Source organism: Fibrobacter sp. UWB5, from assembly GCF_002210295.1.
Classification (GTDB): Bacteria; Fibrobacterota; Fibrobacteria; order Fibrobacterales; family Fibrobacteraceae; genus Fibrobacter.
The window spans coordinates 117,973-137,066 of record NZ_MWQH01000004.1 but is presented as its reverse complement, the minus strand read 5'-3'; the positions used below and the strand labels follow the sequence as shown (position 1 = coordinate 137,066).

The 19,094-nt window shown below is 48.1% G+C and carries 17 protein-coding genes; 5 read left to right on the top strand and 12 right to left on the bottom strand.

The window, feature by feature from the left end; translation table 11 throughout:
• Positions 1-7: 7 nt before the first annotated feature.
• The 12 genes from B7989_RS07800 to tagD all read right to left on the bottom strand — a co-directional run bounded on the left by B7989_RS07800 (position 8) and on the right by tagD (position 12,559).
• Positions 8-847, bottom strand: a complete 840-nt coding sequence (locus tag B7989_RS07800; protein ID WP_088627972.1) for an endonuclease/exonuclease/phosphatase family protein — start codon at positions 845-847, stop codon at positions 8-10.
• Entirely contained in the window at positions 840-1,817 is a 978-nt protein-coding gene (locus B7989_RS07795; protein ID WP_088627971.1) for a glycosyltransferase family 8 protein, read from the bottom strand. The genes B7989_RS07800 and B7989_RS07795 overlap by 8 nt, the downstream gene beginning before the upstream one ends.
• 9 nt (positions 1,818-1,826) lie before the next feature.
• Positions 1,827-2,735, bottom strand: coding sequence for a DUF4422 domain-containing protein (locus tag B7989_RS07790; protein WP_088627970.1), 909 nt, complete (start codon positions 2,733-2,735; stop codon positions 1,827-1,829).
• Between the two features lie 10 nt (positions 2,736-2,745).
• On the bottom strand, positions 2,746-3,870 hold the full coding sequence (glf, locus tag B7989_RS07785; RefSeq protein ID WP_088627969.1) for a UDP-galactopyranose mutase: 1,125 nt from the start codon (positions 3,868-3,870) through the stop codon (positions 2,746-2,748).
• A 55-nt stretch (positions 3,871-3,925) separates the two neighbouring features.
• Positions 3,926-4,879 carry a glycosyltransferase gene (locus B7989_RS07780; protein WP_088627968.1) on the bottom strand — a complete coding sequence of 318 codons (954 nt, stop codon included), beginning with the start codon at positions 4,877-4,879 and terminating at the stop codon, positions 3,926-3,928.
• Positions 4,880-5,770 (bottom strand): TDP-N-acetylfucosamine:lipid II N-acetylfucosaminyltransferase, encoded by an 891-nt coding sequence (locus B7989_RS07775; RefSeq protein ID WP_233144325.1) that lies wholly within the window; start codon positions 5,768-5,770, stop codon positions 4,880-4,882. It lies immediately after the preceding gene.
• Between the two features lie 256 nt (positions 5,771-6,026).
• Positions 6,027-7,052, bottom strand: a complete 1,026-nt coding sequence (locus tag B7989_RS07770) for an ATP-grasp domain-containing protein (protein WP_088627966.1) — start codon at positions 7,050-7,052, stop codon at positions 6,027-6,029.
• Positions 7,053-7,068: 16 nt separating this feature from the next.
• Positions 7,069-8,295, bottom strand: coding sequence for a hypothetical protein (locus B7989_RS07765; protein ID WP_088627965.1), 1,227 nt, complete (start codon positions 8,293-8,295; stop codon positions 7,069-7,071).
• A 6-nt stretch (positions 8,296-8,301) separates the two neighbouring features.
• Positions 8,302-9,417, bottom strand: coding sequence for a DegT/DnrJ/EryC1/StrS aminotransferase family protein (locus B7989_RS07760; protein ID WP_088627964.1), 1,116 nt, complete (start codon positions 9,415-9,417; stop codon positions 8,302-8,304).
• A 10-nt stretch (positions 9,418-9,427) separates the two neighbouring features.
• Positions 9,428-10,873, bottom strand: coding sequence for a lipopolysaccharide biosynthesis protein (locus B7989_RS07755; RefSeq protein ID WP_088627963.1), 1,446 nt, complete (start codon positions 10,871-10,873; stop codon positions 9,428-9,430).
• A gap of 20 nt (positions 10,874-10,893) precedes the next feature.
• Positions 10,894-12,150 (bottom strand): CotH kinase family protein, encoded by a 1,257-nt coding sequence (locus B7989_RS07750; RefSeq protein WP_088627962.1) that lies wholly within the window; start codon positions 12,148-12,150, stop codon positions 10,894-10,896.
• 10 nt (positions 12,151-12,160) lie between these two features.
• Complete coding sequence (tagD, locus tag B7989_RS07745) at positions 12,161-12,559, bottom strand: glycerol-3-phosphate cytidylyltransferase (RefSeq protein ID WP_073319545.1); 399 nt, start codon at positions 12,557-12,559, stop codon at positions 12,161-12,163.
• A 138-nt stretch (positions 12,560-12,697) separates the two neighbouring features.
• On the opposite strand from tagD, the gene B7989_RS07740 reads away from it, so the two are divergent.
• The 5 genes from B7989_RS07740 to B7989_RS07720 are packed head-to-tail and all read left to right on the top strand — an operon-like array spanning position 12,698 to position 18,982.
• On the top strand, positions 12,698-13,480 hold the full coding sequence (locus B7989_RS07740; RefSeq protein ID WP_088627961.1) for a hypothetical protein: 783 nt from the start codon (positions 12,698-12,700) through the stop codon (positions 13,478-13,480).
• Positions 13,458-14,405, top strand: coding sequence for a Gfo/Idh/MocA family protein (locus B7989_RS07735; protein WP_088627960.1), 948 nt, complete (start codon positions 13,458-13,460; stop codon positions 14,403-14,405). The genes B7989_RS07740 and B7989_RS07735 overlap by 23 nt, the downstream gene beginning before the upstream one ends.
• Positions 14,386-16,731 (top strand): signal peptide peptidase SppA, encoded by a 2,346-nt coding sequence (gene sppA / locus B7989_RS07730; RefSeq protein WP_233144310.1) that lies wholly within the window; start codon positions 14,386-14,388, stop codon positions 16,729-16,731. The genes B7989_RS07735 and sppA overlap by 20 nt, the downstream gene beginning before the upstream one ends.
• Positions 16,731-17,804, top strand: coding sequence for a hemolysin family protein (locus tag B7989_RS07725; protein ID WP_088627959.1), 1,074 nt, complete (start codon positions 16,731-16,733; stop codon positions 17,802-17,804). Before sppA ends, B7989_RS07725 begins: the two co-directional genes overlap by 1 nt.
• 8 nt (positions 17,805-17,812) lie before the next feature.
• The gene (locus tag B7989_RS07720; protein WP_088627958.1) at positions 17,813-18,982 is read left to right on the top strand and encodes an acyltransferase; all 1,170 of its coding nucleotides are present in this window, start codon (positions 17,813-17,815) and stop codon (positions 18,980-18,982) included.
• Positions 18,983-19,094: the final 112 nt, after the last annotated feature.

Below are 19,094 nucleotides of genomic sequence, written 5' to 3'. Positions count from 1 at the left end.
GAAATCGTTAATCGTTGCCACCAATGAAAAAGCGAATCATCAGGGGCGAGTGATCGGAGGGGTAGCGGAATTTTTCTCCGTCGTAATAGGTCTCGTTGAGAATGCCAAAACGTTTCACTTTTGTACCGGGGGCGACAAAGATATGATCGAATTGCCATTCGCTGAATTTTGATGGGTCAAAGTAATTGTAGCTACCGTTGGGGGCGATTGAAACTTCGGCAATTTTTTTTGCGTCGTTCATAATGCGCGTGTCTAAATTCTGGTAAGATTTGGAACCTGGAATGAAATTCAGGTCGCCGGCAAAGATGAACGGGGATTTGTTTGCCATGGTGAAAATTTTACGGTTCATCAGCTTTGCGCTTTCTGCCTGGGCGTCTTTACCATGATAGTCGAAATGTACATTGAATATGTATAACGAGTCCTGGCCGAACTTGAGCTTTGCCCAGGTGCAGTAGCGGGCGTGTTTGGAATCCCAGCTTTTGCTTTTCTTTTCGGGCGTTTTGGAGAGGTAGAACCTTCCGTGATCTGCGACGGTGAACATTCCTTTCCGTATGGCGATGGGGTTGAATTCCATGGTGTCGGAAACAATGAATTCATAATCCGGGAGGAGCTCCATCAAGTCCCTAAGGCGAGGAGGGCTGCCCTCTTGAAAACCGATGATGTCAAAATCGTGAAACTTGATGATATTGGCGATGGGGTCCCTTCGCTTGTCCCACCCGTTGCCTCCGTCTATGTCTTCTTGACTTTCCCAGCGAATGTTCCAAGAGGCGTAGCTGAGTTCGCTTCCGAGGGAAGGAACTTGAAGGCAAATTAGCAGGACCGCAAGAACTGTAAGGAACTTAGCCATGTATTTTCTTGAATAATTCCTGCTCGATATGGGAAATGTCAAGCCCTTTATAAAGGTTTCTTGATTTTATTAATCCCAATTTATCGAAAAGGGTGCGAACTTCGTATTTGATATGGCGGAATCCGGTGTAGCGGTAAGCCAGCTTTTTGTTTTTCCATTCGGTCTTGTTGTAGAAATGACGCCAGATGGATTTTAAGGGGTTGACGCATTCTCTATGCCAGGGTTTCTTGAATCCCGTGTAGTGAATTAGGGCCGCGTTTACCTTGGCATCTTCCATGTCCTTGAGGTAGACCTTGTCTATGAACTGGTTTCCGAAGGGCTCGAAGAAATGTTCCTGGAGATTGAACCGGATGGACAATGTCTGAATGGTTCCGTGCAAAACGACGTTTAGGGCGTCCTGGTCGTGGAATTGGCATATATCCCGATTTTCGGAAATGAACTTGATGGACTTGTTCTGTATGTCGTTTTTGCGCCACCAGTCAAGATTGATGAGCATGACTCCGGCGTTGAAATAATCGTCCGCGCGATTGAAAGAAAGCCTGTTTAAAACTCGTATGTCGTTGCAGCGCATGTCCGGTGCTGCTGCCGCAGAGAAATTTTCCAGAGGCGTTTCCCATAGTTCCTTGATGGAGTCCAGGCAGATAATGTCGCCGTCCATGTAGAGAACTTTGTCTATTTCCTTGGGCAGAATTGTCGGGAGCAGCAAGCGGAAATATGTGGCGATGGAAACGTGCTCGCCTCGGCGAATAGGGCAATCCTTCAGGTAGGATTCATCGATGGTGTAGAAGGATATGCCGAAAGAAGGATTTACGAGATGCCTTGAAAGGGCGTCTTTTGATTTCTGGCTGAGTCCCGCTGAAATGATATTGTAGTGAACTTGCTCATCTGGGTTGGATGCAGCAATAGATGTCATCAGCACCGCTGTGGGCATGACATAATTGTCGTCGGTACAGAGTACAATTTCTATCATAATTTGCCTTTAGGGAACAATCCAGTATTTTTCCTGGGCCTGCTTGTTGCGGGGCTTGGATATGAAGAATCCCAGTTCGCGTTTGATTTTGATTCTGTAGTAGTGGAGCAGGTCGGCGATGCCCTTTTTTTGTGCGGCGGGATTCTCCGTATAGACGAAGTAATTTAGGCTTACGGTCTTGTAGTGGTTGTGCAGAACCCACAACGTGAACAAACGTTCGGACATGAACCCGAAAATGCGCTTCTGGTAGGAATCGTATTTTTCAATGTTCGTTCTTTTTTCGACTTCGAAGAGAATCTTGAACAGCCATTCGCAATATTTCTCAAATTCGTCGATAGGCATGATGAACATGTTGCAATCGTAAAAGAAATTGTTGCAAATGAAAAAGTTGTTAAAATCGTCCAGAAATTTCGGGGACAGTTCTTTTATTACATCGTGGAGGTGCCGGAGATCCACGCTGATGTGGGCGTGTTCATAAGCAGAGGCCACCGAAGTCTTGAGGTATGCCTTTGGGGGAATGATGATTTTCCCCTGGGAAAGCCATTGTTCAATCTTTTCTTTGTCGAGATTGTACTTGTCGAGTTCGCTGATGTTCTTGGCGATGCCGCTGCCAGTGGAGCGGTGTTCGTCGAATGCAAAGTAGCGACGGTAATGGTTTAGGCCTATATACTGAATTTCCGGGTAGATTTTACGAATGTTCTTCCATGCCCAGAACAAGGCGGTCAGTTCGCAGTAGTTGGGGTTCTTGTCGCTGATGTTCTCGCAGGGCTCCCCGTTGGCGAGATTGTCCTTTTGAAAGCCGAGATCCTGTTTGGACAGCGCCGCTCCGACCTGGATGGGCAAAAACCAGTCTTGATTCGGGACGGGACACGGCTTGTGACAGCAAACGAGAATTTTTATTTTGGATTCGTCGAGCATACGGAAAAAACTAGAAATTATCGATGTCCAACACCTGCTCGATTACAGGTGCCATGTCGTAATACTTGTACTGTGCGAGGCGGCCCCCGAACATGACATCTTTTTCCTGTGCGGCGAGTTTGCGGTATTTTTCGGCAAGCGCGTTGTTGCGTTCGTCGTTCACCGGGTAGTAGGGCTCCATGCCTTCCTTGTATTCGGTGGAGTATTCTTCCGACACGACGGTTTTGGGGACGTTGTAGACGTCGGCGCCGAACATCTCGAAATGCTTGTGCTCGATAATGCGTGTATAAGGCTGGTCGTGCGAAGTGTAATTGACGACGGCGTTTCCCTGATAGTTCGGCGTGTCTTCGATACGCGTCTTGAAGCTGACGGTGCGCCAGTCGAGTTTGCCGAGTTTATAGCCGAAATATTCGTCCAGGGCTCCCGTGTACACGAGCTTTTCGGCAATTTCGTGCCAGCGGTCTTTGTATTCGGCGAAGAAGTCCGCGCCTGTGCGCGTTTCGATACCATCCAGCAATCCTTCGATGAGCTTGTTGTAGCCGCCTTCGGGAATGCCTTGGTATTTGTCGTTGAAGTAGTTGTTGTCGAAAACGAAGCGTACAGGCAGCCGCTTGATGATGAATGCTGGAAGGTCTTTGCAACTGCGTCCCCATTGCTTTTCGGTGTATTCCTTGATGAGCTTTTCGAAGATGTCCTTCCCGACGAGAGTGAGCGCCTGTTCCTCGAGATTCGCAGGCTCGCGGCCATTCAGTGCGGCGGTCGCTTCAGCCTTTTGCTCCTCGATTTTCGACTGCGCCTCTGCCGACGTCGTTACGCCCCACATCTGGTAGAACGTGTTCATGTTGAAAGGCAGGTTGTAAAGCTTGCCTTTGTAGTTGGCGACGGGACTGTTCGTGTAGCGGTTGAATTCTACGATTGAATTGACAAAATCCCAGACTTTCTTGTTGGATGTGTGGAATATGTGTGCCCCGTATTTGTGGACGTTGATGCCCTCGACGCTCTCGCAATAGACGTTACCGCCAAGGTGGTCTCGCTTGTCGATGACGAGACAGCGTTTTCCGGCCTTTGTTGCCTGATGGGCGAATGTAGCCCCAAAAAGTCCGGACCCCACGATGAGATAATCAAAATGTTCCATAGCACAAATATAATTTTTTAAAATAATGTTTGATGTGCTAGGCCGGTTTGGCTGTTCAGGAATATGCAAGATTCTTTTGTGGAATTTTAACGCCCAGTATTTTGCAAATTTTTCTCTGAACTCTAAATAAAAAACTCTTGATTCTATGCCGTTGCAGTTGCTTTTTTATGAACTTCTCGTCAAAACCATATTTTTGGGCTTCTGCGACACAGCGCTTGTAAACATCGTTTTTGTGATTTTTTTGGCAATATTTGAACGGCCAAAGCATCATTTTGTCGATGAAATCCACATGGTTGTCTTGTAAAAAACGGTTCTTTCGTGCAAAAACGCTTACGCGTGTCAGGAGCCTGTCGTCGGAAACGATCCTTGAAACGCTTCCTTCGCGGATGGTGTAATTGTAAATGGGGTGGTCGCAAACGGCCAATTTTTTTGCATGGAAACCGACAAGGTAGGAGTATTGCGTGTCGTTGTGAACCTTGGTTTCTTCGAAGCGGATTTTATTTTCTTGGATGATTGAGCGTCGAACCATCTTGCACCAAGGCTCTCCAAAATAGTAGCGTAAAAGTTTTTCGCCCTTTTCTGGAGCTTTTTTGTATATGTTGATGATTTCGGCTACATGGTTTGGAATCTTTGCAGGTTCTCCGGTGTCGGTGTTGACAAAGTTTGCGTTGAAATAGACAATGTCGTTTTCTTGGGCACTGTACTTGTCCAGAAGAAACTCGAAACCTTTGCAAAAATAATCGTCGGCATCGGAGAATAGGATATAGTCACCTTTGGCTTCGTCGAGGCCTCGGTTGCGTGCTGCTCCCCCTCCGCCATTTTTTTCGCAAAACACAAATTGCACGTTCGGGAATGTACCCTGCATTTCCATGAGCTTTCGGCGGTTTTCTTCGCTGCTCATATCATCGACGACTACGACCTGAATGTCATCGCGTCTAGGAATGCTTTTTAGGCAGCGTTCCAATAAGGCCGGAAGATTGTAGTGGGGGATGATGATGGAATATGACATCTAGCCACCTTCATTTGCAGAATTCGCAAGATTGTCAAAAAAAGCCTGAAGTTGCTTGATGTAGGTCTCGTAGTATTCTTCGTTGTAAACAACAGATCTATTTTTATTCTGGATGTCTTCGTCAAGAACGCTGTCGAAAATAGTTGGCTCTAAATCATTTTCGATAGAGAAGATTTTTGCGCCTGCATTGCAGAAATGCTTATATGCAATGGAATCTTTGTATAGGAAAATTTTGCGCCCTTCGCAAAGCATGTGAAGGATGTTTCCGACGGCTTGTTGCCTGATATGGCCGAAGAATGCGATTGAACATTCGTTGATTATGGCAAAGTATTTTTCTCTGGGAATGAACTCTTCCAAGAAAATCGGCGTGACATGCTGGAGGCGCTTCGCGAATTCCTTTAGCCTTTTTTTATAGGGCCCGGGAACGTCCGGGTAGCTGATCGGAATATAGACCTTGCAATTGACTTTTAGGTTTTCTAGTGATTGAAGAATGTCAATATGGTTGTTTGCTGGGTCAAGGCTGTTCCCTAGAAGGATTGATTTTGTGGGCGATAGAATGTTGTGATTGAGAGCGCCGTTGTCTTTATCGACGTATCGGAATGGATAGAATTTCAGTTGATTGAAATTCTTTTTTACCATTTCAAATTCTTCGGGCAGCACGACGGATAAGTACGAGATTTTTTTCAGGAAGGCATCGTGATGTTTTTGCCACGAAGATTTATACCCGACTTTTAGAAGAGCGTATTTTATTTTTTCTTTAAAAGTTCTTTGTTGCGGTCCGAGAGCTTTTCTTGTTAGCGGCTTGAACAAGTCTAGAACTACGGGTCTGCGCTTGGCATTCTTCTTGTCGGAATAAATGTCGTATCCCCAAGAACTCCATAAGATAGGCATTTGCAACTTGGACAGGATTCTAGGAGAAAGACAAAGGGAATGGAGAACCGCATAGTCAAAATGGTTCCCGTTTGCATAGTTTACAATTTGTTCCGATGTATGGAAAATTCTGATGTTGGGCAATTTTACCAGTTTTGCCTTGTCCCCTGGAGCGCATACGCAGAATTCTGATTCCACGCCATGTAGATCGGAAAATTGCTCTATGGCGCAGTCTATGAATTTTTCGTCAAGGCTAATATGGACTATTCGCATAATATTAAATATTGAGTTTCTTGTTGATGATCGTGGGCAAAATTTCCTTACAGGCGGAAACACCAGTCTGGATGTGAAGCAAATCCCAATTTGTATCCTTTCCGTTTAACCAGTTTATTATTTGCTGCGGGACATCAACGCCGGCAACATGGGTGAATGGATACTGCCCGCCAAAGCGACAATTCATTTCGAGTACGAAAATTTTCCCGTCATTGTTTTTGAAACAGTCTACGTCAAGGAGTGCCATATGTTTTAAATGAACAGAAATGTTCTTAGCGATATCTTCGAATTCTTTTATGTCTACAGTTTCAGCAATGTCTGTTTCGCCTGAACGCATGGCAATTTTTTTCTTGGCAAAAGTGGTAACGTATTTGCAGTCTAGGTCGTTCAGAATCTCAATACCGTATTCTTGTCCCTTTATGGCTTGCTGGATAATGACGCTTTTTTCTGCGTCTGCGGCAGATTCGTATTTCAGGTATGTGTCGAAGATTTCACGATGGAGCTTTTTATAGAGCACATCGAGCTCCGCATCGTTCTCGGCTTTGTAAATGCCGATGGAGCCCATGCCCCAACGTGGCTTGAGATAAATTGGATAAGATATTTCCCCATTGGAAAGCGCAGCCTTAGCTTCGGCAATTGTAATAAATGATGGCGTCTGGTTTATGCCTATGCCTTTCAGGAAATTGTATGTTTCCCATTTGTCGTTGCAAATCAGGGTCGCCTCGTAGTTGGAAACGACAAGTTTGATGTTTTCTTTTTCAAAAACCGAGCGGTTTTTAGACAGAACGGGAAGATCAATATCAAACAGTGAAATGATGGCGTTGATGCTCTTTTGCTTGCAGTATTCGACCAAGAAGGAAATGTATTGGTCGTCGTAGATGTTCGGCGTCAAAACGTATTCGTCTGCTTGCAGAAGCGTGTGCGTGAGAACGCTGTTGGAGGCGAACACTTTGCCGGAGCCGTTAAGTGCCGTCTTGAAATATTCGACCATGTAGGTCCTGCGGCCTGCAGATGTCAGGAGAATGTTCATGTTTTATTCGCCTTGCTTATTTTTCCAGCATGTTTAATAAATCCGATGCATCCTGTCGATTCTTGAGGATGTTTATATGGCCTGAGGAAGTCACTTCGACGACCGGACTCCAGGGGATGATAAAGAGAGGGGACAGATTCTGCCTGTAGGCACCGACTGCTCTGAACAGCAGGTAATCTCCGTGGGAGTAGTGCTTTAGCGAAACGCCCTCGGCAATCTTGTCGACTTCCATGCAAGTGGCACCTACGACATCCGTTATGATTTCGGGTTGTTCTGGGTTGTCACTGTGTTCTGTGAACGGAAGATTCATCTTGGTGAGGAAAGGGCGGACCTGAAAATAGCTAGCATCGGCAAAGACGAAATCTTGACCCTGGATATTCTTGTGCTGGTGAATTTTTGTTACCAGTTCAAAAACGTTAGAGACTACAGAGGCGCCGGGTTCGATGACGATGTAAGGTTTGCGCTCGCTGAACCATTTGTCGGCAAGGAGAGTTTCACAGATTCCCTTGGCATAGTCTGTGTATTTTGGTTTTTTCGAAACATCGATTCCTTCGGGGGCTGCGCCAAAGAACCCGCCACCAACATTGATGTACCGGATGTCATTTAAATCAAATTTCGCACGGATCTCCATTAGGCGATTTGCAATGTGCCGGTAGTTGTCTACGATACGGTCCGAAGAGGATGTATGCCCGTGGAGCGAAATGATTTTGATGTTGGCTTCTTTTAGCAACGGGATGACTTTTTCCAGCATGCTCGTAGTGAAGCCAAAACGGCTCTGACGCAGGCCACCTTGGAGTGCTATGCTGCCGGAGCCGACTTCCATATTTATGCGGAGCCCGATTTTAATTTCTTGTCCCGGATTTTCTTTTTGCAGTTTCAGGACATGTGTAATTTCGTATTCACTGTCCAATTGAACGATGGACTTGTTTATCAATGCTGTCTTGATGTCTTCAAAGCTCTTGATGGGACCGTTAAAAATAATCTTGTCCGTTGCAAAGCCTTTTTGAACAGCAAGATTGTATTCCATCGAGGATACAGTCTCTGCAAAGCAGCTTATTTCCTTTGCTTTCTGTAATAGGACAGATGTGTAGTTGGTCTTGAACGAATAGGACAGGATAAAATTGGGGTATATATCGGTAAACGCCTTGCGGAACGATTGCAAATTGTTGACAAATCGTTCCGGATACACAAAGTAAAATGGCGTGCCGCATTCGTTGTCGACTTTCTTAATGAGCTCAAGCATTGCAGATTATTTCTTGTTAGTAATGACTTCAATCACCCTATTAACGCCTTCGTCATCGAGGGTGGCAAACATCGGTAGGCAAAGTACCTGGTCTGCAAGCTTGTGGGCGATAGGCAGGTTTGCTGGATTGGCAGAATCCAGCCCCTTGTAGGCGCTGAAAGTGCTGATAAGCGGGTAGAAATAGCGACGTCCGTAAATGTTGTGCTTTTGCAGCAATGCGTAAAGTTCATCGCGGCTAACGCCGTATTCTTCGCTAATGAAAATCGGGAAGTAAGCGTAGTTGTGGCGGACGCCTTCGATATCGGGGAGGAAACGAATGCCGGCAATGTCTTTTAGCGCGGCTCTGTACTTGTCTGCAACCGCCTTGCGTTTTTCGATGGCGCTGTCGACTTGCCTCAAGTTTAATAGTCCGTATGCCGAGCGAATTTCGTCCATCTTGCTGTTGATGCCGGGAGCGACGACTGTCGTTTCATCTGCGAAGCCGAAGTTCTTCAAATAATCGATACGTTTCTTTGTTGCCTCGTCATGGCAAACAAGAGCTCCGCCTTCAACCGTATTGTATACTTTGGTGGCATGAAAACTGAGCGTACTCATGTCGCCTGCTTTTAATACGGATTCTCCGTTCACCTGCACGCCAAAGGCATGCGCGGAGTCATAGATGACCTTGAGCCCGTAGATGTCGGCGATTTCTTGGATGCGCTTCGTATTGCAAGGTGTTCCGTAAACGTGTACGGGCATGATGGCTGTTGTGCGCGGCGTAATGGCGGCCTCGATTTTTTCGGGGTCGATATTGCCGGTGTTTTCGTCAACATCGACAAAAACAGGCTTAAGGCCGTTCCACCAGATGGAGTGGGTGGTCGCCACAAAACTATAGGGTGTGGTAATTACTTCCCCGGTAATTCTCATTGCCTGCAGTGCAGTAATCAGCGGCAAGGTTCCGTTGGTAAAAAGGCTGATGTACTTTACACCGAGATATTCGGCAAGTGCTTTTTCCAATTCCTGGTGGTAGTGGCCGTTGTTGGTCAGCCATTTCCTGTTCCAAATATCCTGAAGCATGGGAATGAATTCTTCTAGCTTCGGAAAGAGTGGGGAGGTAACTGTAATAGTTTTATTTTCGCTCATGATAGGTAATTTACATTTTGTTTTTCTTTTTGTTCAAAAGCTCCAGCAGTTCCTTGACCGTTTCCCTGTTAAATATCCAGTTGCTCGCCACATAATATAGGGCTCCTGCGGCAATGCCTAGAACAAGTTGAAGCGCATACTCTTTTTCTGGAAGAATCTTGGTTACGCCTACGCTTATGGCTCCCATGATTAGGGAGTTCAAAAGTGTGGGAATATACATTTTCATTTGGCTTAAAAGGCCTGCGTTCAACAACTTCCCGGAATAGTACGTGTTTACTACAAGGCCAAAGCAGGTGTCGACCCATTGGCCGAAGCACATGGCGATGATGCCATAAGGAAGCGTGACGCAAAGTATGATGATGCCTGTAATTTTCTTGATGATTTCCAGTTTTAGGAATAAGTCGGATCGCCCCATGACTTGCAGTACGTTCAGGTTGATTGCGTGTACGGGGTGCCACATATGGGCGATGCAGATAATCTGTAGTATCAGGATGACGTTGGCCCATTTTTCAGTAAGGACCAGGAGGATAAACGGTTTTGCCAGAGCTGCTAGGCCAATCATGAGCGGGAATATGACCAAGGTGGACATGTTGAGAAACTTTAAATATCCTTTTCTCAACTTTACAGGGTCATCTTGAATTTTGCTCAGAACAGGAAAGGTGACTCTCTGGAAAATCCCTGTGATGTTTGACGAGGGAAAGTTTGCAAAATGAGATGCCCTGCTGTAGTTACCCAAGGTGGAGGCAGAAAAAAACTTGCCAATAATCAGGTCATAGATGTTTTCGTACAAGGTGTTCAACAGGCCGGAGGCTAAAAGCTTGGAACCGAAGCCGAACATGTTCTTGAAAGACGTCTTGTTGAAAAATGTCTTGGGACGCCAGTGAACAAGAGTCCAGAACAGAACCACTCTCGTAGAAGTCGTGACCATTTGCTGGATAACCAGCGACCATACGCCAAGTCCATTGTAGGCGCTGATAAGGCCTGCCGTGCCGCCCACGATGGCTCCAATCAGGGAAACCTTTGCCAGCGTTTTAAAATTCAGGTCAATGGTCAGATTCAATCGCTGAATTGATCCGAAGGCCTGAATAATCAGGTTGATGGCGAGAATCCGGAGAATATCCGAAAGTTGCGGCATCTTGTAGAACTGGGCTACAAAGGGCGCTCCCAAGAAGATTATGCCATAGCAGGCCGCCGCCATAAAGATATTGAAGAAGAATACGGTGGCCTTGTCGGCTTCGTTGCGGTCCGGCTTTCGAATGAGTGCGTTTCCAAAACCGCTATCAATGAAAGTTTGGCTCACCGCCATAAAGATGGTGAGCATGGCAATCATGCCGTAATCGTTAGGCGTCAGAAGTCTAGCTAAAAGAATACCGAACAGGAACTGAACGCCCTGGGTAGAAAATCTTTCTACAGCACTCCAAATGACGCCTTTGAAAGTTTTTTGCTTCAAAGACATTTTCGGGGCATAATATAGAATTATATGTTCTCGTCAACCCACTGGATTCGCGCTTCTATCCAGGATTTTAGAGCGTCTACGGCGTCCTGGTAGCTGTCGAATTTTTCATGGAAGGGCCACCTGGAGTCGTTTTCCAGAATGGGCCATTTTTTGAATTCGTTTGCCGAAGCTCTCTCCAGTTTTTCGGACATGGAATCAATGGAATCCAGGGTCGCGACAAATGCGGAACGGTTCTTTTTCCAGTATTCCCTTACCCGCGATTCGTAATCCTTGTTCTTGAACAAATAGCGGTCCCACCCGTATTTGCGAATCAGCCATTCCTCGGGTCCGCTTTTCACGTCTGCCGAACTTCCGTAGCCCAAGTCAAAATCCCATACGGGTCCCATTTTTAAGGCACTGTCCGTTTCCCAAGTGATAAAAATGCTTCGCCTGTGGCCATCGATGTTCTTGGAGAATTCTTGAATCCAGTAGTATCTTACAAAATCATCGATGTTGATCCATTTGCCAATGCTGTCCAGTTTGTAAATGCTTTTGGATTGCAGAAAATGCTCGAAATCGTTGATGTGATTTTCGAGGAGTTCCTTGGACTCTTCGCTCGGTTCCTTGGGCTGGCGGAACTTGAAAATATAGCCGAGACTAGACGTGAACAATGCCCCGTCTGTAGTGGTGGCAGAGGTCTTTTCAAAAAGAAAACTGGAATCGCTTTTGGGAATGTCTACGCGGTTCTTGGAAACCTTGACGTGTTCGACTAAGAGATAGATTCCCAAGTATTGCCGGTTCAGGTAAAGTTCTATGAATTCGCATTTCGGAAAGTATTCGTCGCCGAGGATTCCCGCGAGCTGGTAGGTGATGTAGTTTCGCAATAGGGACCTGTCGCGAAAGTTGGAAATCAAGTCCCATTCCTTGTCCTTGGACATTCCGAGCAGTGAATCTTTTTCGGCTAGCTTGATCTTGTAACCGTATTTGGTCATCACGAAGCTGGAATTGCCTCGTCCCTTGATCGTGAGGTCCAGAATTTCGCTAGAGGGCTTGTTTTTGCCGTAGAATTGCAGACGAGCCGGGACTTTCGTCTCCTTGTTGTTAATTTGCCTGAAATTCTCGGTTTCAATTACCAGGCGCGGCAATCCGGCATAAGGGTATTCGGAATCGTCTAGCGGTAAATACGCCGAATCGGCAGCTTGCGACGAATTTTCGCCCCAAGTGCCGCAAGAATTGACAATAAATGCTAAAAAAAGAAGAACGAAAAACAATAGAAGCTTCTTGGACTGACGCTTCATTGTAAGTCTACTATTTCTTTAAAGTTTCCAGATCTTTTTTGATTTGGGTCGTGCTGATTTCCGGCGTGCGGGGCAAATAAACCACCTCGCAGGAATCTTTAAGGAAATCGAATTTTCCTTTCCAGTCGTCGCCCATCACAAAAGTATCTACGTGGTATTCCTTGACGTCCGTTTTCTTCTGGTCCCAACTTTCTTCGGGAATCACGAGGTCCACGTAGCGCACGGCTTCCAGGAGCTGTTTACGCTTCTCGTAACTGAAGTAGCATTTTTTCTGCTTTTGGTTCCAGTTGAATTCGTCAGTGGAAAGGGCTACAATAAGATAATCGCCTAAAGCCTTGGCGCGCTTCAGAAGGTTAATATGTCCGTAATGTAAAAGGTCAAAAGTACCGTATGTGATTATCTTCTTCATGATGAGCCCTAATATAGATAATCGTTATGGAATTTCCAACCAACCAAGCCTGCAGGATTGTCTTTTTTGTTAAATTGTAGTCATCTAGCTGTGAAACGATATCTTTCTTTAAGAATAATTCCCTTTTGTGTTCTTGTCTTGGCGCTTTTTGGCCATGCCCGCGAATCGATTTTGCCGGTGCGTGCCCCCGAAAGCTATGCCTTGTTTGGCGGCCTTGCCGAGCTCCGCGACGATGTTTACAGCGCAGACCTGAATGTAGTGGGGGAGTTCGCTCCTTGCCATTGCTTTAGCGTATACGGCGACTTTTCTTACCGCATGGTCAGCTACCAGTGGGAAACGCAATTCCATGATCAGGTTCACGAGGCGCTAGACTTGCATGTCAACGGCCTGAATGAATCTTACCTAGGCGTAAAGGCTCGCCCGTTCCCGTTTTTCGGGGTGGATTTCAACTGGCGGCTTCCACCTCGCGACGGCTCGCAAGTCAATCGGTTCTATCGCTTGGGCGTTTCGCCCTTCGGCCTTTACGAATTTTCCCGAAACATGACGCTCGGGGCCGCGCTAGAATACTATACATTTCTCGAAAAACAGAATTATCAGCCGGGCGATGAGCTGGGCGTAAAGGGCTCCATCTCGTGGAAACTCCTCTGGGACCGCGACGATTATTCTGGCTGGAAATTCGATTATGTTTTCTTGTACCGCTGGCGCATTCAGGAATCCGAAAACCTGAACATGCAAAAGCCGTATCGCAAAATGGATGACCTGGACCAGGGTTTTAGAATGCGCGTCGATGCCGCCCGCTATTTTGCCGTGTTCAAGAATTCTTTAGGAATCGCTTTGTTTTACGAAATGAATCGCGGCTACCTGTTTGGAATGGAAACCGGCCACACATTAGGACTCTATGCAAAATACATGTTCTTATAAGGCAGTCCTGATCGGCAACGGAACCATGGGGCAGCGGCACAAGAGGCTGTTCGAAGAAGATGGCGTTGAATTTATCGGAGTCGCCGACACTTCGGCCGAGGCTGCAGCCTTGTTCAAACGAATTAAAACCGGCGAACTGGCTCCCGATTTTGCCGTCGTTGCATCTCCTGCCGTAACGCACGACGAATACGTCAAAAAATGCATCAAGATGAAGCTCCCGGTGCTTGTGGAAAAACCGGTGTCGGTATCTGGGGAGGATGCCCTGGAGTACCAGAAAAAAGCCTTGAAGCGTAACGCGTTTGTCTTTGTCGGGCATTCGGAACGCTACAACCCGGCCATCGAAGAATTTGCAAAGACCGACTTCTGCAAGGAAATGCAGGATTGCTTAAAATCCTGGTTTCTCCAGAAACAAGATGTTTTTCCGGTTAGGTTCAAGTTTACGCGAACGCACGGTTTTTCGCCGCGCAACCGCGATGTTTCCGTGGAATACGATCTGATGATCCACGACATGGACCTGCTTTGTCTCTTTGTCGACAAAAACGCCATGATGTACAGGTCGCTTCAATGCGAGGAATTGTCGGATGACCGCGTTCATGCCGTCTATGACTTCAGTACGATAACAGCGGAATTTATTGCCGACCGTAATTGCGCCTGCGACAGTCGCACGGTAGAAATTTCGATGGGCGCTCGCTCGGTCAAGCTGGATTTGGGGGCCTATCGCCAAGGCAATCCGGCGTATGCGCTACAAAAGGAACACGAGGCTTTTCTAAATTATTTAAGCTCTTATAAGAAAACGGCGCAAAATAAAGATCCTGACTACGATTGGTATAGAGGCTTTTACGACGCCTGCTATGCGGTCGTACTGGTTTCTTTGATTGGTGAAATGTTCAAAAAGGGGAGAGCGAATGAAATTGATGCAAAATAAGTTTGTACCGGCGCTTTTTTTGTTCTGCGCAGCGTATGCCCTTGCCTATATTCCCGGCGAGTCTGATTTTGTATCGCTCGAAAATGAACACGGCATTTGGGGCAACCCGGCCGGCCTTGCCGCCTTTGATTCCAAGGGCGCGCTCATTAGCTACGATTATGACAAGTCCATCAAGGATTTTCGCGTTGGCGGTAATTTAGAACATTGGGCGGCCGGTTTTGAATATACCCAGGGCCCGCACCATCTTGATTTTTCTCGCTGGAGCCTCACACACGGCAACGCCCTCTGGAACCGCACGATTTTTGTGGGCGAACGCGTTAACGCCATCCGCACTGCAGAATTTACGGGTACGGAATGGAGCGTGGATTTGGGCCTCATGATTCGCCCGCTTTCGTTCGTTTCGCTCGGCTATTCCTGCGATAACGTGCTTTACGCCGGCCCGCAAGCGCCCGAACGCGTACAGAACTTGGGTGCAACTTTGCGCCTCGGCCCTCTCTTCAGCGTGAGTTACGACGTCGAAGATTTCGAAGACCACCGCTTGCTTTTTGAACTCGGCCTTTACGGCGTCCGTTGGGGATTCCGCATGCCGTTGCATGGCGATGACGAATATCGCCTTACGTTCTCTACCAGTTTTGGCGGCTACAACAATGTGGCCTTGCATGTGTACGACGATCTTCTGCCCAAAGGTGGCGCATGGGGCTATCATAGTGCCCGCAACCCGAACGCCTCTTTGAGCGCGCAAATCATTCGTGTGCCGCTCGATATGCAAATCTCTGAAACCGAAGACGAATTCTCGTTCTTCCGCAAGAGTTCCATTTGCATTTGGCATGTGCGCAACCTGTTCGAACATATGTTGCGCGATCCGGCCTGTGGCCTCGTGATTCTGGACTTTTCGGGCTACAAGGGTAACATCGGCGTCTCGAGCGAAATCGACCGCTACGTCAAAAAACTCAAGGCCCGCGGAAGCAAGGTGGTCGCCTACATGGATGACATTCGCCCCGCTGTGTTGTTGGCGTCTGCGCATGTGGACCGTATTGCAGTGGAACCTTCTGCTCACATGAACTGGCGCGGTCTCGGCGGGAACATTCTTTTCTATAAGGGTCTGTTTGACAAACTGGGCGTGAAGGCGGAATTCTTACGTCATGGGGCGTACAAGTCCGCTGTAGAACCCTACGTGGCAGACTCCATGTCGGCAGAGGCACGCTCCAATTTCGACACGCTGTATCATGATTTGTGGACCGCTTTGCAAACCTACATTTCCATGCGCGGCGTAGGTCCGCAAATGTCGTCCGAAAAAGCCTACAAGCACTTGGATTCCTTGGCGGGCGAGCCTTTGGTGACGGCGTCTGCGGCAAAACGCGCGGGCCTTGTAGACACCTTGCTTTACTTGGATCAAGTGCCTTCTTACGCGTTAAAGACTTTCTTCGATATCGACTACCCGAATGCGGCGTTCCGCACATGGTCGCCCACGGACAAGAAGATTTTCAACGAAAGCTGGGCTCCGCGAGCAAAGATTGCCCTCTTGAATATTGACGGTACCATCGATTCCCGCATGGAACGCTCGGTGCTTGAATCAATCCGCAAATTGCCTTCGACCGGTGCCGAGGCCTTGATCGTACGCATTTCTTCGCCGGGTGGCTCTGCCATCGCTTCTGACAAGATTTGGGCAGCGCTTCGCAATATCAGTGAAATCGGCATTCCGGTGGTCTCTAGCATCGGCTACATGGGGGCCTCGGGCGGTTACTACATCGCCTGCGCCGGCGACAAGATTCTTGCAGAACCGATGGCCATTGTGGGTAGCATAGGTATCTATGGCGGTAAAATCGACGCCTCTGGCCTCATGGACAAAATCGGGCTCAAGGCCGAAACTGTCAAGACGCACGAATATGCAGACGCGACGACCTTTACGCGCGCCTGGACGGACCGCGAAAAGGCCGCCTTGCAGGCGTACATGGATGAATTCTACGACCGCTTTACTGGAGTCGTTTCTAAAGCTATGGGAATCCCGCAGGCGACCGTCGATACCGCCTACGGTGGCGGCCGCGTCATGATCGGCATCAAGGCGCTTGCCGCAGGACTCGTGCACGGCCTCGGCGGAATCGACGACGCCATCGCCGTCGCCAAGCAACTTGCCGACATCGGCGAAAACACCGACGTCGATTTGCAAGTGCTCGGCTCCGGCCATTCGCTCACGCTCCCGACGCCGGGCTCCAAGATGCTTTACCAGCTTTCCGACTGGACCGAATACATTTATGACTTGAGCCGCCCGCAACTTTGGGCGGTCGAGCCCGCGCTTTTTGAGCCGGCTTTGTTAGGTATTGAATAATGTTTTATATCGTCCTTACGGTTCTAGGTTGCCTTGCCATCTCGGCGTTCTGTTCGGTGACAGAAGCGTCATTTTACAGCATGCCGCCCGCAACCATCGAGCAACTGCAAAAGCAGAAAAAGTTTACCGCCCGCTACATTGTGCACGTCAAGGAAAATATTGATCGCTACATCGCCTCGGTGCTGGTGGTGAATACGATTGCAAACACCGTGGGCGCATCGCTTGCTACGGCCCTTGCGGTCAAGAATTTGCCGCCCCTCGGGCAGGTGTCGCTCCCGATTATTCTCACCGTGCTCATTCTCCTGTTTGGCGAAATTACGCCGAAAACCTTGGGCGTCAAGCAGGCAAAAATTGCGGCCCCCTTGGTCGCGGTGCCTTTCTATTACATCACGATAGTCCTTTCGTGGACAGGCATCATCTGGCTTTGCCTCACGCTTACCAAGCACTGGACTCGCGAAAAAGAAGACAAGAAAGACGTGAGTATCGATGACATCAACAGCTTGGTAAGTCTCGGGCTCCGCGAAGACGTCATTGACCGCCAGCAGTCTGTGGTCATCAAGAACATTCTGGCCCTAAAGTCGGTGCCGGTGCGTAAAGTGATGACGCCGCGTCAAGTGGTGTTTTCGCTCAAGGCCGATTCTTCTATCGGCGAGACTCTCGATGAACGCGGCAATTGGCCGTTCTCCCGCGTACCGCTTTACGAAAAAGAAAAGGATAACTGGATCGGGATTGTGCTTCGCCGCGACGCCTACAACAAGCTTGCCGAAGGCATGCGCGATGTCAAGCTCCGTCAGATGATGCGCCCGCTGCAGCTCATTCCCGACAGTCTTACGTTAGACAAACTTTTGCTCCGCTTCTTGAAACAGCGCGGGCATATCGTGGGCGTTGTCGACGAATGGGGCGCCATTGCCGGCATCGTCAGCCTCGAAGACGTCCTCGAAGAAATCCTCGGCCGCGAAATCGTCGACGAATACGACGAAGCCATCGACCTCCAAGAAACCGCCCGCCGCCGCTCCAAAGCCCTTGCCCGCATCCGCCAACAAAGCAAAATGCAAAAGGACCTTGAAAAATAGATTCCGCTATGACTCCTGCAAAACCGAATTATTTCCCGGCTCTTGACGGCCTTCGACTCCTCGCAAGCATTAACATCGTGATGCTGCACTTGGGTTCCTCTTCGGCCCTCAATTACATGGCCGACTACAAGTGGATCATGCCTATCATTAATGCGCCCGCCTTTGCCGCCGGCATCTTCTACGTGCTCGCCGGTTTTCTTTTCGCGAGCAAGTTTAGCGATCCGGAACGCCGTATTCCTGTAATCCCCTTCATGTTCGCCCGCATCTCCAAGCTTTACCGCCTGCACTTCTTCATGACCATCCTCATGTTCCTGGTGCTCGTCTTCAAGTTCAGCGGTTACACGCACCTGCCCGGACTCTCTGAAATCGGCGACTGCTTTGCCGCCGGCCTTGCAAAAATGACCCACCCGTGGCGAAGCCTCCTTTTGCATATCACGCTTACTTGGTCCATTGTGCCCGATTTGGGCATGAAACTGAATGAACCGTCGTGGTCGCTGACGAGTTTCTTCGTATGCTACGCGGTGACTCCCTGGTTTAGCCGCTGGCTATTCAAGCAAAGCAATCGCACGCTCTGGGTGCTTTTCGGAACGCTCTTCATTCCGGGCATTCTCTGGGCAACCTTCTTTGGCCTTTCCGACAACCTTTGGTTCGAAAGCTACGATGCCAAGTACCGTTTCTTCCATATCTTTGCTCCTGTCCGTATTTTTGAATACCTGTTTGGCATGGTGCTTTTCAGGCTCTTCAAAGAAGGCCATTTCGACTTTCTCAAGCGAAACTTTGCAAGCGGTATTGCGCAATTTGTCATGCTCGCCGCTATTTACGGCAGTCTCTTCCTGATGCGTCCGGAACTGAATCCTGGCTTCAATTATTTCTTCCATCATTCGCTCCCGATTTTATTGTACGGCCTTTTCCTGGTTTCGCTTCTGACCGGCAAGGGTTTTGTCGCGAAGTTCTTCTGCATTGGCATTGTCCGCAAAATCGGCCGTGCTTCGTTCTACCCGTACCTGATTCATTTGCCCATCATCACGATTGCCTGGGGTATTTGCAACTTGAACCAACCTAAGAATACAATCCTGCTTTTGATATTCATCTATACGGTCAGTACGCTGTATAGCGAGTTCAAAGTTTGGCGTCGCAAGAAGGCAAAAGCCAAGTTGCAGCAGAATTCTGCAAAGTAACTTGCTGTTAACATTTTGTCGGGACGTAAATTCCCACAATTTTTTGAGAACGTTTTGCGAACAAAAAGTGAAATTCGGGGTGTGAACAAAATCACTAGATTCCTAGAAATTT